Origin of the sequence: Kitasatospora sp. NPDC048715, assembly GCF_043198905.1 — a bacterium.
GTDB classification, from domain to species: Bacteria; Actinomycetota; Actinomycetes; order Streptomycetales; family Streptomycetaceae; genus Kitasatospora; species Kitasatospora lactacystinica.
On the sequence record NZ_JBICVH010000018.1, the window covers coordinates 40,878 to 54,569 of the forward strand.

Annotated in this window: 14 protein-coding genes; 4 read left to right on the forward strand and 10 right to left on the reverse strand. The window is 73.4% G+C overall.

Annotation, left to right across the window (positions count from 1 at the left end):
* The first annotated feature begins 156 nt into the window (after positions 1 to 156).
* Positions 157 to 636, forward strand: a complete 480-nt coding sequence (gene bfr, locus ACGFSC_RS30300; RefSeq protein ID WP_359897105.1) for a bacterioferritin — start codon at positions 157 to 159, stop codon at positions 634 to 636.
* 37 nt (positions 637 to 673) lie between these two features.
* Here the strand turns inward: bfr and ACGFSC_RS30305 are convergent, their stop codons facing one another.
* Positions 674 to 952 (reverse strand): (2Fe-2S)-binding protein, encoded by a 279-nt coding sequence (locus ACGFSC_RS30305; RefSeq protein WP_359897103.1) that lies wholly within the window; start codon positions 950 to 952, stop codon positions 674 to 676.
* Positions 953 to 1,111: 159 nt separating this feature from the next.
* On the reverse strand, positions 1,112 to 2,521 hold the full coding sequence (locus tag ACGFSC_RS30310) for a class II 3-deoxy-7-phosphoheptulonate synthase (protein ID WP_380357613.1): 1,410 nt from the start codon (positions 2,519 to 2,521) through the stop codon (positions 1,112 to 1,114).
* 242 nt (positions 2,522 to 2,763) lie between these two features.
* Here ACGFSC_RS30310 and ACGFSC_RS30315 point away from each other — a divergent pair, with 242 nt between their 5' ends.
* Positions 2,764 to 4,701, forward strand: coding sequence for an anthranilate synthase family protein (locus ACGFSC_RS30315; protein ID WP_359897100.1), 1,938 nt, complete (start codon positions 2,764 to 2,766; stop codon positions 4,699 to 4,701).
* A 64-nt stretch (positions 4,702 to 4,765) separates the two neighbouring features.
* Here the strand turns inward: ACGFSC_RS30315 and ACGFSC_RS30320 are convergent, their stop codons facing one another.
* The 3 genes from ACGFSC_RS30320 to ACGFSC_RS30330 are packed head-to-tail and all read right to left on the reverse strand — an operon-like array spanning position 4,766 to position 7,576.
* On the reverse strand, positions 4,766 to 5,461 hold the full coding sequence (locus ACGFSC_RS30320; RefSeq protein WP_380353246.1) for a response regulator: 696 nt from the start codon (positions 5,459 to 5,461) through the stop codon (positions 4,766 to 4,768).
* The gene (gene macS / locus ACGFSC_RS30325; protein WP_359897098.1) at positions 5,458 to 6,684 is read right to left on the reverse strand and encodes a MacS family sensor histidine kinase; all 1,227 of its coding nucleotides are present in this window, start codon (positions 6,682 to 6,684) and stop codon (positions 5,458 to 5,460) included. Before macS ends, ACGFSC_RS30320 begins: the two co-directional genes overlap by 4 nt.
* A 49-nt stretch (positions 6,685 to 6,733) precedes the next feature.
* The gene (locus ACGFSC_RS30330; RefSeq protein WP_359897096.1) at positions 6,734 to 7,576 is read right to left on the reverse strand and encodes a lysophospholipid acyltransferase family protein; all 843 of its coding nucleotides are present in this window, start codon (positions 7,574 to 7,576) and stop codon (positions 6,734 to 6,736) included.
* Between the two features lie 201 nt (positions 7,577 to 7,777).
* Here ACGFSC_RS30330 and ACGFSC_RS30335 point away from each other — a divergent pair, with 201 nt between their 5' ends.
* Positions 7,778 to 8,572, forward strand: a complete 795-nt coding sequence (locus tag ACGFSC_RS30335) for an alpha/beta fold hydrolase (protein ID WP_359897094.1) — start codon at positions 7,778 to 7,780, stop codon at positions 8,570 to 8,572.
* A gap of 10 nt (positions 8,573 to 8,582) precedes the next feature.
* Positions 8,583 to 9,329, forward strand: coding sequence for a hypothetical protein (locus tag ACGFSC_RS30340; RefSeq protein ID WP_359897092.1), 747 nt, complete (start codon positions 8,583 to 8,585; stop codon positions 9,327 to 9,329).
* On the opposite strand, the gene ACGFSC_RS30345 is transcribed toward ACGFSC_RS30340, so the two are convergent.
* The 5 genes from ACGFSC_RS30345 to ACGFSC_RS30365 all read right to left on the reverse strand — a co-directional run bounded on the left by ACGFSC_RS30345 (position 9,326) and on the right by ACGFSC_RS30365 (position 13,653).
* Positions 9,326 to 10,147 carry an endonuclease/exonuclease/phosphatase family protein gene (locus ACGFSC_RS30345; protein WP_392864275.1) on the reverse strand — a complete coding sequence of 274 codons (822 nt, stop codon included), beginning with the start codon at positions 10,145 to 10,147 and terminating at the stop codon, positions 9,326 to 9,328. The genes ACGFSC_RS30340 and ACGFSC_RS30345 overlap by 4 nt on opposite strands.
* 172 nt (positions 10,148 to 10,319) lie before the next feature.
* On the reverse strand, positions 10,320 to 11,264 hold the full coding sequence (locus ACGFSC_RS30350; RefSeq protein ID WP_359897088.1) for an ROK family glucokinase: 945 nt from the start codon (positions 11,262 to 11,264) through the stop codon (positions 10,320 to 10,322).
* Positions 11,265 to 11,455: 191 nt separating this feature from the next.
* The gene (locus ACGFSC_RS30355; RefSeq protein ID WP_359897086.1) at positions 11,456 to 11,890 is read right to left on the reverse strand and encodes a DUF5304 family protein; all 435 of its coding nucleotides are present in this window, start codon (positions 11,888 to 11,890) and stop codon (positions 11,456 to 11,458) included.
* Between the two features lie 129 nt (positions 11,891 to 12,019).
* Positions 12,020 to 13,192 carry an ArsA-related P-loop ATPase gene (locus ACGFSC_RS30360; protein WP_359897084.1) on the reverse strand — a complete coding sequence of 391 codons (1,173 nt, stop codon included), beginning with the start codon at positions 13,190 to 13,192 and terminating at the stop codon, positions 12,020 to 12,022.
* 26 nt (positions 13,193 to 13,218) lie between these two features.
* Complete coding sequence (locus ACGFSC_RS30365) at positions 13,219 to 13,653, reverse strand: SRPBCC family protein (protein ID WP_359897082.1); 435 nt, start codon at positions 13,651 to 13,653, stop codon at positions 13,219 to 13,221.
* Between the last annotated feature and the right edge of the window lie 39 nt (positions 13,654 to 13,692).

A 13,692-nucleotide genomic window follows, 5' to 3' on the forward strand; every position in this document is an offset into this window, starting at 1 on the left:
GAGCCCCCACCAGCACGTTCCGTGATGAATCGGATATTCCGCCACATCTCCTAGTGAGTGTGAACTTACTGGAATTTCCTCCCGAAGCGGTGCCAGGATGCGCAGCGCAGGACCCAGCACAGGACGCAGGACAGGACTCACGCAGGAGGCATCACCATGCAGGGCGATCCCGAGGTCATCGAGTTCCTCAACGAGCAGCTCACCGCCGAGCTGACCGCGATCAACCAGTACTTCCTGCATGCCAAGATGCAGGAGAACTTCGGCTGGACGAAGCTCGCCAAGTACACCCGGCACGAGTCCTTCGACGAGATGAAGCACGCCGAGACGCTCACCGACCGGATCCTGTTCCTGGACGGGCTGCCCAACTACCAGCGGCTGTTCCACGTCCGGATCGGCCAGACGGTCAAGGAGATGTTCGAGGCGGACCGCCAGGTCGAGGTTGAGGCGATCGACCGGCTCAAGCGCGGGATCGTGGTGATGCGGGCCAAGAACGACGTCACCTCGGCGAACATCTTCGAGGACATCCTGGCCGACGAGGAGCACCACATCGACTACCTCGACACCCAGCTGGAGCTGCTGGACAAGCTCGGCGAGGCGCTCTACCTCGCTCAGGTCATCGAGCAGCCGGAGTCCTGAGGCGGTCCTCCCGGGCGGCCCGGACGGCCCGGGCCGTTCAGGCCGCCCGCAGTGGGACCACCGGCGCGGCCTTCGGGGCGGGGGCCGGGGCGGCCGGGGCCTCCGGGTCCGCGAGGCCGAGCTTCGCGGCCAGCCGGGCGGTCGGGCAGGGGCGGGCGCCGTGCTCGCCGAGCAGCGCCTGGATGCGGCGCACGCAGGACCCGCAGTCGGTGCCGGCCCGGCAGCCCTTCGCTATCTGGCGCGGGGTGCTGGCGCCGCCGTCGATCGCCTTCTTCACCTGGTCCTCGGTGACCGCATGGCACATGCACACGTACATCGCGGTCTCTCCCGGGGTGGAGCGGAATGGATCTTGACTAAGGTTCGCCTTAGTTCACTGAGGCTTACCTTACCCGGGCAAACGGGTACGAAAAAGCCCCTCCGGGCTCGGGAGCACCGAATCCGGAGGGGCCTTCGTCACATCCGACGGACGCCGGACCTACTGGCCGCGGTACATCTCCGCCACCAGGAACGCCAGGTCCAGCGACTGGCTGCGGTTGAGGCGCGGGTCGCAGGCCGTCTCGTAGCGCTGGTGCAGGTCGTCCACCAGGACCTCGTCGCCGCCGCCGACGCACTCGGTGACGTCGTCGCCGGTCAGCTCCACGTGGATGCCGCCCGGGTGGGTGCCGAGCGCGCGGTGCACCTCGAAGAAGCCCTTGACCTCGTCCAGGACGTCGTCGAAGCGGCGGGTCTTGTGCCCGCTGGAGGCCTCGAAGGTGTTGCCGTGCATCGGGTCGCAGATCCACACCGGCTTGGCGCCGGAGGCGGTGACCTTCTCCACCAGGGTGGGCAGGTGCTCGCGGATCTTGCCCGCGCCCATCCGGGTGATGAAGGTCAGGCGGCCGGGCTCGCGCTCCGGGTCCAGCTTCTCGATCAGGGCGAGCGCGTCGTCCACCGAGGTGGTCGGGCCGAGCTTGACGCCGATCGGGTTGCGGATCTTGGAGGCGAACTCGATGTGCGCGTGGTCCAGCTGCCGGGTGCGCTCGCCGATCCACACCATGTGGCCGGAGACGTCGTACAGCTCGCCGGTGCGCGAGTCCACGCGGGTCAGCGCGGTCTCGTAGTCGAGGACCAGCGCCTCGTGCGAGGAGAAGAACTCGACCGCCTTGAACTCCTCCGGCACCACGCCGCAGGCGCTCATGAACGCCAGGGCGTTGTCGATCTCCCGGGCGAGCTGCTCGTAGCGCTGGCCGGCCGGCGAGTTGCGGACGAAGTCCTGGTTCCAGGCGTGCACCTGGCGCAGGTCCGCGTAACCACCGGTGGTGAACGCGCGCACCAGGTTGAGCGTCGCGGCGGACGCGTTGTACATCCGCTTCAGGCGCTCCGGGTCCGGGATGCGGGACTCGGGGGTGAACTCGAAGCCGTTCACCGAGTCGCCGCGGTAGACCGGCAGGGTCACGCCGTCGCGGGTCTCGGTCGACTTGGAGCGCGGCTTGGAGTACTGGCCGGCGATGCGGCCGACCTTCACCACCGGCACCGAGGCGGCGTACGTCAGCACGGCGGCCATCTGGAGCAGCGTCTTCAGCTTGTTGCGGATGTGCTCCGCCGAGACGCCGTCGAAGGCCTCGGCACAGTCACCACCCTGGAGGAGGAAGGCCTCCCCGCGCGCCACGGCCCCGAGCCGGGCGCGCAGCTGGTCGCACTCGCCGGCGAAGACGAGCGGCGGATAGGAGGCGAGCTCGGCAAGGGTCTTGCGCAGAGCCTCTTGGTCCGGCCATTCAGGCTGCTGCGCCGCGGGCAGGGACTGCCAGGAGTGGGCAGCCCTCGAAGTCTCAGTCGTAGCGGTCACATCGCCAAGGCTACGGGGTGACAGGAGTGACTCGTGACTATTGCCCGAGGGATGAGACATATCTCGGACAAAGACGTGACGGCCCTCACCCGCCCCGGCGCATCCGCTAGGGTCGAACCATGCACGCGCCCCACACCCACTCCTGGTGGTGGGCCTCCCCCAAGGGTGGCCCACGAACGACGCGTTCCTAGACGAACACGACGGCCGCCCCTCGGGGCGGCCGTCGGCGTCTGCGCAGACGGCCCTCCGGGAGCGGACCTTGCACCGCCTCTCACCAGCCCACCCGGAAGGAAGCCGTTCCCGTGACCACCGCCGTCGACCTGCTCACCCGCCTCACCGGCCCGGACGCCCCCGCGTTCGCCCTGCTGCACCGCCGCACCCCCCGGCTCAGCCCGGACACCGTCGAGGTGCTGCTGGGCACCGTCGACCGCTACGAGCACCTCGCCGACCTGCCCGTGCGCAGCGGCCCGCCGGCCGGCGGCGGCCCGGTGCACGATCTGCTCGCGCTCGTCCCGTACCGCCAGATCCGCGAGCGCGGCTTCGAGGTGCACGACGACGACACCCCGCTGCAGGCCCTCTCGGTGACCGAGCAGCACACCCTGCCGTTGGCCGAATTCACTTATGCCCTACCGAAATTGCCGGTCTCACTTGCCGGTGGCGGGTTCGATGTGGACGACGATTCGTACGCGTCGATCGTCCGCAGGGTCATCCGGGACGAGATCGGCAACGGCGAGGGCGCCAACTTCGTGATCCGGCGCGACTTCCACGCGACGCTGGAGGACTTCTCGCCTGAGCTCGCGCTGACGCTCTTCCGCCGGCTGCTGGAGCAGGAGCGCGGCGCGTACTGGACCTTCCTGGTGCACACCGGTGACCGGGTGCTGGTCGGCGCCTCCCCCGAGGTGCACGTCCGGCAGAGCGGCGGCACCGTCGTGATGAACCCGATCTCCGGCACCTACCGCTACCCGGCCGGCGGCTCCGACCTCGACTCGCTGCTCCAGTTCCTGCACGACCCCAAGGAGCTGGAGGAGCTCACCATGGTCGTGGACGAGGAACTCAAGATGATGTGCACGGTCGGCGACCTCGGCGGCCAGGTGCTCGGGCCGCGGCTCAAGGAGATGGCCCACCTCGCCCACACCGAGTACGAGCTGCGCGGACGCACCTCGCTGGACGTCCGCGAGGTGCTCCGCGAGACGATGTTCGCCGCGACCGTCACGGGCAGCCCGGTCGAGAACGCCACCCGGGTGATCAAGCGCTACGAGACCACCGGGCGCGGCTACTACTCCGGCGCGCTCGCCCTGATCGGCCGCTCCGCCAGCGGCGGGCAGCTGCTGGACTCGCCGATCTGCATCCGCACCGCCGACATCGACCCGGCCACCGGCCGGCTGGTCGTCCGGGTCGGCGCCACCCTGGTGCGCCACTCCGTCCCGGAGTCCGAGGTCGCCGAGACCCACGCCAAGGCCGCAGGAGTGCTCACCGCGATCGGCGCCCGGCCCACGCCCGCCCGGCTGCCCCACCCGGTCGGGCCCCGGCTCGCCGACGACCACCGGGTGCAGGCCGCCCTGGACTCCCGCCGGGCCGACCTCGCGCCGTTCTGGCTGCGGATGCAGCAGCCCGCCGAGATCACCGAGACCGAGCCGACCCTGGTCGTGGACGGCGAGGACACCTTCACCTCGATGCTCTCCCACCTGCTCGGCTCGCTCGGCCACCGGGTGACGGTGGCCCGGTACGACGAGCCGGGGCTGCGCGAGCGGGTCGCGGCGCACCGGGGCGCACTGGTGCTCGGCCCCGGCCCGGGCGACCCGGCGCTCGCGGACGACCCCAAGATGATGCTGCTGCGGCCGATCGTCGCGGACGCGCTGGCCGCCGTCCGCTCCGGCGCCCGCACCTCGCCGCTGCTCGCGGTCTGCCTGAGCCACCAGCTGCTGGCCGCCGAACTCGGGCTCGCGCTGGGCCGCAAGGCCGTCCCCTACCAGGGGGCGCAGGAGCGCATCGACCTGTTCGGCGGCAAGCAGACGGTCGGCTTCTACAACACCTTCACCGCGCGCTGCTCGGAGGCCGACGCGGCACGGCTCGCCACCGAGGGCGTCGAGGTCTCCCGGGACGCCGTCACCGGCGACGTGCACGCCCTGCGCGGGCACGGCTTCGCGGGGCTCCAGTTCCACCCGGAGTCGGTGCTCACCCGCGACGGGGTCGGCATCGTGGCGGGCCTGCTGCGCGGGGCGACGGCCGCACTGCGCTGAGCCGACGGCGCGGCCCCGGGCGGACGTACCCGCCCGGGGCCGCGCCGCAGCCGCTGCCGGACCCTCAGATCTCGTCGTCCAGGCCCTGCTCGATGGCGTACCGGACCAGCTCCACCCGGTTGTGCAGCTGCAGCTTCCCGAGCGTGTTCTGCACGTGGTTCTGCACCGTCCGGTGGGACAGCACCAGGCGGTCGGCGATCTGCCGGTACGACAGCCCCTTGGCCACCAGCCGCAGCACCTCGGTCTCCCGGGCGGTCAGCCGCGGGGCGGCCGGCGCCGAGGCCGGGGCCGGCTCGGCGGCCAGCCGGCGGAACTCGCCGAGCACCAGGCCGGCCAGGCCCGGGGTGAACACCGCGTCGCCGACGGCCGTGCGGCGCACCGCGTCCAGCAGCTCCTCCCGCCCGGCCGACTTCACCAGGTAGCCGGTCGCGCCGGACTTCACCGCCTCCAGCACGTCCTGGTGCTCACCGCTGGCCGACAGCACCAGCACCCGCACCGCCGGGTCGTGCGCGACCACCTGGCGGCACACCTCGGCACCGGGCAGGCCGGGCAGGTTGAGGTCCAGCACGACCACCTGCGGCGTGCAGGCGCGGGCCCGGCGCACGGCCTCCTCGCCGTCGCCCGCGGTGGCCACCACGTCCAGTCCGGCCTCGGCGAGGTCACGCGAGACGGCGTCCCGCCACATCGGGTGGTCGTCCACCACCATCACCCGCACCGGCCGGTCGGCGGTCGGCTGATCGGTCATCGGCTGGCTGGTCATTGAGTGGCCTTCCTCGGGACGCGCAGTTCGACCTCGACGCCCTCCCCGGGCGCCGAGTACAGCTCGGCCGTGCCGCCGAGGTCCAGCAGCCGGCCGCGGATGGACTGGGAGACGCCGAGCCGGCCCGCCTGTTCGGCCTCGCCCAGCCGGCCCGGGGCGTAGCCGGGCCCGTCGTCGCGGATGCCGACCGTGACGGCCTCCGGCTCGTCCTCGACCAGGATCCAGGCCCGGGCCCGCTCCCCCGCGTGCTTGCGCACGTTGTCGACGGCCGCGCCGACGGCCGCCGCGAGCTCGCCCGCCGCCTGACCGGGCAGCAGCACCGGGGTGCCGGGGGCGGAGAGCGTGATCCGCTCGTCCGCGTACGGGCGCAGCAGCACGGTCAGGTCGCACGGCGCGTGCGGGTCCGGCGGCTCGGCGGCGTCGGACCGCGACGCGCGCCGCGCTGGCAGCGGACCGCCCGTCATCAGCGCCCGCAGCGCGCGCTCCTGCTCACCGGCCAGCCGGCCGAGCTCGGCGAAGTCCGCGCCGGAGGCCGTCCGCTCGCTCAGCTCCGCGCCGCGCCGCTGGACCAGGGCGAGCACCTGGAGCACGCCGTCGTGGATGTCCCGGGAGAGCCGCTCGCGCTCCCGGGTGGCCGCCTCGACCTGGAGCGCCCGGGTGAGGGTGGCCTCGCTGGCCCGGGCCAGCTCGATCACGTAGCCGATCGCGCAGCCGGCCACCATCAGCAGCACGATGTTGTGGATGTTGTCGCCGGTCGGCCCGCCGTGGCCGAGGATGTTGGCGACGCCGATCACCGAGCCCGAGGCCGCCGCCGGGCGCCAGCCGCCCTTCGCGGCGAAGCCCAGCACCGTGCCGGCCGCCCAGATCGTCGGCAGGGTGGGCGCGCCGTGGCTGATCCGGGCCGGGGAGTCGGTCATGCCGCTCATCACGATGCCGGTGACGGCGAGGGTGAGGTCGGCGCCCAGGACGTACCAGGTGCAGCGCTGCGGGTTGGCGAAGGCCCGGGTGCTGGCCAGGGTCCACAGGGTCAGCGCGCCGAGGAAGATCCAGCCGGCCACCGGGTGCAGGAAGTGCAGGTACGAGTTGAAGTACCGCAGCAGGGCGTAGCACAGGGCCAGCACCCGGAAGTAGGAGATCGCCTTCCACAGCGGGAGTTCGACGGACATGCCGCCGGCCGCCACCGTGCCGCCGACCGCGCCGGCTCTGCCCCCGTCGTCCGTCATCCGCCCCTCCCCTGGGCCCGTCCGGGCGGCCGAGCGGCCGTCCGGACGCCTACTCCGGCTTCTCCTGCTGCTTCTCCGAGGTGCCCGCCTCGGCGGCCTTCTCCGCTTCGGCGGCCTTCTCCGCCTTCTCCGCCTTCTCGGCCTCGGCGGCCTCCGCCTTCTCCGCCTTGGCGGCGGCCCGGCGCTCGGCGTCGGCCTTCTTCTTGTCGTCCGCGATCTGCCGCTTGGCGGCGGTCGCGTAGATGTCCACGTACTCCTGGCCGGAGAGCCGCATGATCTCGTACATCACCTCGTCCGTCACCGAACGGAGGATGAAGCGGTCGTTCTCCATGCCGTGGTAGCGGGAGAAGTCCAGCGGGCGGCCGATCCGGATGCCGGGGCGGATGCCGAAGTTGGGGATCACCTGGCCGGGCGGCTGCACCTTCTCGGTGTCGATCATGGCGACCGGGATCACCGGGGCGCCGGTGGCCAGCGCGACGCGGGCCAGGCCGCCGACCTTGCCGCGGTACAGCTTGCCGTCGGGCGACCGGGTGCCCTCCGGGTAGACGCCGAACAGCTCGCCGCTGTCCAGCACCGCGATGGCGCTGCGGATCGCGGCCTCACCGGCGCCGCGCACGCCCGAGCGGTCCACCGGCAGCTGGCCGACGCCCTTGAAGAACGCGGCGGTCAGCCGGCCCTTGAGGCCCGGGGTGTTGAAGTACTCGGCCTTCGCGATGAAGGTGACCCGGCGCCTGATCAGGGCGGGGAAGAAGAACGAGTCCGAGAAGGACAGGTGGTTGCTCGCGATGATCGCCGCACCCTCGGTGGGGATGTTCTCCTCGCCCTCGATCCAGGGCCGGAAGAAGATCCGAAGCAGTGGCGCGACGATCATCTTCATCAGTCGGTAGAACAACCCGGGCCTCCTGTTATGCGGACCGGTCGATCCTAATGCCCCGCGGCCGTCCGCTGTGCCCGCCCCCGCCGTACGGACCGCGCCCGGCCCCTTCGCAGGGGGTGTACGACCCGGCGCGGAGCGTGGGACGATGCGATTTCGCAGCACTTCCCCCTCCAGCGTCCTCTCCCCCAGCGCCACCCGCCCGCGAAGGAGTCCGCCATGCCGTTGCTGCCCGGTGCCGAGCCGTACCGCCACACCGGCGGGCCGGTGGGAGTGCTGCTCTGCCACGGCTTCACCGGGTCGCCGCAGTCGCTGCGGCCGTGGGCCGACGAACTGGCCGCGGCCGGCTTCACCGTCTCGCTGCCGCTGCTGCCCGGGCACGGCACCCGCTGGCAGGACATGCAGCTCACCCGCTGGGAGGACTGGTACGCGGAGGTCGAGCGCGAGCTGCTGGCGCTCGCCGACGAGTGCGAGCAGGTCTTCGTCTGTGCCCTGTCGATGGGCGGCGCGCTGGCGCTGCGGCTCGCCGCGCTGCACGGGCCGACGGTCTCCGGGCTGGTGCTGGTCAACCCGTCGGTGCGCTCGGACACCCCCGCGAGCGTGCTGCTGCCGGTGCTGCGCCACCTGCTGCCCAGCCTGCCCGGGGTCGCCAACGACATCGCCCGGGCCGGTGCGGTCGAGGTCGGCTACGACCGCACCCCGCTGCACGCCGCCTGGTCGCTGAGCCGGCTGTGGCGGGAGGTCCAGCGGCTGCTGCCGGAGGTGACCCAGCCGGTGCTGCTCTTCCACAGCCCGCAGGACCACGTCGTCTCGCCGGCCAACTCGGAACTGGTACTGGCCCGGATATCCTCGACGGACGTGACGGAGCGGCTGTGCCAGCGCAGTTTCCACGTCGCGACGCTGGACCACGACGCGGCGGAAATATTCGCGGCCGGCCAGGACTTCATCCAACGGCTGGCCCCCGCGCACGCGGCGGGCGTCACCCGGGTCGAATCCGACGATCACCATGGCTGAAGGGCCGGAAGTGCACGAGAGCAGCACGGCGGGCGGCGGGGACGAGACTCCCCGCGAGGACGGCGCGACCAAGGACGGCGGGACGGACGCCGCCACCCCGGGCGGTGCGCCGACGGACCGTACCGGCCCGGAGGGCACGGCGACGCCCCCACCCGGCCGGGACGCCGCCGCCGGCTCCGCGGGAGAGGCCGCGGGCGACACCGCCGAACGCCGTCCGCGCCGTGCGCCCGAGCGCAGCCAGGCCGAGCAGGACGCGATCTTCGCCGCCCTGGTGGCACAGTTCGACGACCCGGTCGACCTCAACAACCCGAACTGGCCCGAGGTCGAGAACCTCCGGGCGCAGAACGAGCTCAAGGGCGGCTACAAGGAAGGCGGCGCCGGCGGCCGCGGCGACCAGGACGACCTGGCCGACCTCGCCCCGCAGCCCCGCCCCCGCTCCGGCCGGCCGGTGATGCCGGCGGGCGGCGCGGGCCCGCGCGACTTCGAACTGGCCGAGGAGACCGACGAGGGGCACTTCGTCCCGCCGGAGCCCCCGCCGCTGCCGGCCGCCGACGTGACCGCCAAGTTCGCCTGGCTGGCGGTGCTCGGCGGCCCGGCGCTGCTGCTGGTCGACGCGGTGGTCTGGCGGGAGATCTCCGGCTGGCCCGCCTGGGTCGGGATCACCGCCTTCCTCGGCGGCTTCGTGACCCTGGTCGCGCGGATGAAGGACCGCGACGAGGACGAGCCGGAGGACCCGGACCACGGCGCGGTCGTCTAGCGGACCCGCTGACCGACCTGCTGACCGACCGGCCAGCCGCCCGGTCGGCTCGTCGGCAGTTCGAGGACGGCGAGCACCGGCAGGTGGTCGGTCGCGGCCCGCAGGTCGGCCTCGGTGACGCCGGGCAGCCCGTGCGGCACCCCGCAGCCGAGGACGGTGATCCCGGGTGTGGCGAACACGGCGTCGATCCGCTGGTAGGGGCGCTCCGGCACGGAGGTGAACTCGCCTCCCCAGGGCGCGGTCGGGTACCCGTCCTGGAGCCGCGAGGCCAGCAGCCGCCAGCCCGGCCCGTCCGGGTGCTCGTTGAAGTCCCCTGCCACGACGCCGAGTTCGGCGATTGCGAGCTGGTCGAGGAGCAGCTCGAACTGCCCGTGCCGCTCCTCCTGGTCCAGGCTGAGGTGGCAGCTGGTGACGCTGAACGGCGCCGTGCCGGGCAGTCGCAGCAGCGCGCCGGCGAAGCCCCGGGCGTGCAGGCCGCGGGTCTTGGGCAGCAGCCGGTCGTGCACCTCCAGCAGTTCCACCGCGCCGGGCCGGCCGAGCAGCAGCGGGCCGGCGGCGGTGCGGCCGCCGCCCGCGAGCACGGCCGTGCCGGTGTTCCGGGCCAGCCAGGCGGCCTGGCCCTCGGGCCGCCAGTAGCGCGGGGACTCCTGGACGCAGACCACGTCCGGCTCGCAGGCCCGGATCACCCGGGCCAGCGCCCGCCGGTCGTCGCGCAGCGAGCGGATGTTGTAGCTGAGCAGCCGCAGCCGGCCCGGGCCGGGCGGCGGCAGCGGTTCGGCCCGCGCGGCGGTCGTGGTCGCGGCGGCGGTCCCGGTCATGGCGGTGGTCCCGGTCATGGCGGTGGTCGTGGTCGCGGCGCTCATGGTCCTCCCCTGGGCGGTCACCGGATCGATCCGACCGTACGCGGCCGGGCCGGGACGTGCGACGGCGGCGGTGCGTCCGGGATCGGTCGGGGCCCGGTCGCACCGCCGCCGGCGGGCTCGGAGGGGGTCAGGCGGTGCGGGCGAGGTCCGCCGCGCCGACGATGCCGGCGGCGGAGCCCATCGAGGCCAGCACGACCTCGGCGCGCGGGCGGTGCACCCCGCCGGTCAGGTAGTGCTCGAACGCCTTGGCGACCGGGTCGAGCAGCAGTCGGCCGGAGTCGGAGACGCCGCCGCCGAGCACGAAGACGCCCGGGTCGAACAGCGCGGCGAGGTCGGCCATGCCGCGGCCCAGCCAGTCGGCCAGTTCGGCGTAGCACTCCAGGGCGAGCGGGTCGCCCTCCTCCGCGGCCTGGGTGATGTGGATGCCGCGGATGGTCTCGGCCACGCCGTCGTTGAGTTCCAGCATCCGGTGGCCGCGCTGCGGGTCGGCGGCCGCCTTCTCCCGGCCGTAGCGGCGCAGCGCGCGCCCGGAGCCGTACTGCTCCCAGCAGCCCTTGCCGCCGCAGCCGCAGAGCAGGCCGTCGGGGACCATGTTGAGGTGGCCGATCTCGCCGGCCACGCCGAAGCGGCCGCGGTGCAGCCGGTTGTCCAGGACGATGCCGCCGCCGATGCCGGTGCCGACGGTGATCAGCAGCATGTCGCGGTGGTCGGCGGCCGCGCCGAAGCGGAACTCGGCCCAGGCCGCGCAGTTGGCGTCGTTCTCGACGACGGTGGACAGGCCGGTGAGCTCCTCGATCCGGCCGCGCAGCGGCTCGTTCTCCCAGTCGATGTTGGGAGCGAAGATCACGGTCGAGCGGTTGCTGTCGACGAACCCGGGGGCGCCGACGCCCACCGCCGTGACACCGGGGTGCTCCTCCTTGAGCTCGCGCACGGCCTGCGCGATGGCGTCGACCGCCCACTGCGGGTCGGCCGGGGTGGGCACCCTGGTCCGGGCCAGGATGGCGCCCGCCTCGTCGACCACGCCTGCCGCGATCTTGGTCCCGCCGACATCGACGCCGATGGTCAGAGCCATGTGTCCCTCAGCTATTCACTCGTTCCGCTGGACGGAACGCTACCGCCCAACCCGGCCCCCGTACACAGCCTCGCATACATTATCCGAAGACAATCCTGGGACAGCCTGGCCGTGACGCTTCAAAAGTCGTATCTAATCTCCTTCTTCGTGACGTAGGAGAGCAACGCGATCACCCTCCGAAAGTCACGGTTTCACTGCTTGACGGACGACCCGTCAGCCTCGTCAACATCGCCGCCGAGGTCGCCGTCGAGGTCGAGGTCGAGGTCGATCTTCTCGGTCGGCGCGCCCTGCCCGGCGGTCCAGCGGCTCTCGTGCCCGGCCACGGCGGCGCGGTAGGCGGCCAGCAGCTCGGCGCCCGCGGCGGCGAGCCCGGTGCCGGCCGCGGCGAGGTGGGAGTAGACCTCCGGCTGCTGGGTGCGCAGCCGGTCGGCCAGCCCGGACAGGGTGATCAGGGTGGTGGCGCTCGCCTCCTGGGCCTTGTCGCCGAGCGCACCGGCGAACCGGCGCACCTCGTCCACCAGCGGGCCCAGCTCCGGCCCGAACGGGTGCCCCTGGCCGCCCTGCTCGCCGTCCTGCTCGCCGTCCGGCCGGCCTCCGGGCTCGGTGCGGTCGTCGGTGCTGGTCATCGCGGGCGCCTCCTCAGCCGTGGCCGCACCCCGCGGCCCCTTGGGCCCGACGCTACCCGACCGGCCGGGCGGCCCGAAAAGCCGCCGGACCCCCGCCGGAGCACCGCTGGAGCGCCGCCGAACCCCCCGTCAGCCCCGGGGCCAGAGCGCCGGGTCGGGGGCGAACCGCACCGAGAGCACCCCGTCGTGCAGCCCCGCCCCGGCCACCGTGCAGCGGCGCAGCGCGGACGGGAGGGTGAGCACCCGGCGGTGGGTGCCGATTCCGACCACCAGTTCGTCACCCCGGCGGACCAGGTCCAGTTCGGAGCGGTCGGCGCCGGGCAGGTCGAGGTGCCAGACCAGCAGGCCCTCCTCGGCGAGCCGGTCCTCGACCGGCCAGGGCCCGGGGGCGAGCCGCTCGGGCCCGTCCCCGTCCCCGTAGAGCCGGTCGGCGACGGCTTCCAGGGTGGCGTCGGCCAGGCCGGTGACCAGCACCGGGGCGTCGGTCTCGGCGGCGAGCGCGGTCAGCTCCTCCTGCCGGCGGCGGGCCAGGGCGGCCAGCCAGGAGTCGGGCGAGGAGACGGCGGCCCCGGGCAGCGCTCCGTGCACCACCACGGCGTCCGGCCGGTGCCCGTGCAGCGCGAGTCCGGCCCGGATCCGGCGCAGTTCGCGGTACGGGTGGCCGTCGGCCGGGACGACCAGCCGGACGCTGGTGCCGGGGCCGGTGATCGCGGCGCGGGACTCGGCGAGCGCCGCGACGGCCTTGGTGCGCCCCTCGTACAGCCAGTCGGCGGGCATCGGGACGCCGGCCAGCCCGGCCAGCAGCGGGCGCAGCGCCCGGGCGGCCTGCCGCTGCTCGGGGACGAGCCGGTCCAGGTAGCGGGCGAGCTGTTCGGGCAGGGCGAGGGTGGCGATCAGCTCGGCGGGCGGCGGGGCGAGCACGACCAGGACGTCCTGGTCGGCGGCGGGCAGGGCGCGCAGCAGGGCGAGCCGGGCGATGCCGGGGAGGGCGGTGAGCTCCTCGGGGTCGAGCTGTTCGGCGCCGAGCAGGTCGAGGGCGGGCTTGAGCCGGCCGGTGAGCTCGCCGACGGCGTAGCGGAAGGCGGCCTGCTCGTCGATCCGGGAGACGGTCAGGCCCGGTGCGTGGAGGAGCGGTTCGGGCTCCAGCCGGGTGCCGAGGGCGGAGTCCAGGGCGCGGTGCGGGTCGTCGGCGGCCAGCAGCCAGGTGCGGTGGCCGCGCCGGGCGGCGTGCAGGGCGGTGGCGGCGGCCACCGTGGGAGCCCCCGAGTCACCGCTGATCAGGATGGTGCGTGTCGCCGTCATGCCGTCCGGCCCCCCGTTCGGTCGTGTCAGCCTTCGACGCGCTTCTTCAGACCGGCCAGGGCGCGGTCGATGATGACCTTCTCGGCCTTGCGCTTGATCATGCCGAGCATCGGGATCTTGACGTCCACGGCGAGCTGGTACGTCACCTCGGTGCGGCCGCCGGCCAGCGGGGCGAGGGTGTAGGAGCCGTCCAGCGAGCGGAGCATCTGGCTGCGGACGAGGGTCCAGGAGACCTCGCGGTCGCCGTCCCAGGTGTAGGCGAGGACGTGCTCGTCGCGGATGGCGCCGGCGTCGAGCAGCAGCCGGACCTCGGCGGCGCGGCCGTCCTCGCCGGCCTTGAGGACCTCGATCTCCTTGACCTCCCCGGTCCAGGCCGGGTAGGCGGCGAAGTCGGCGATCACGGCCATGACCGTGGCCGGGGTCGCGTCGATGGTGATGCTCGACCTGGTGTGCTCCGCCATTGGAATGGCCCTCCGCCTCGTCCCTCTGCCTGCCGGTCC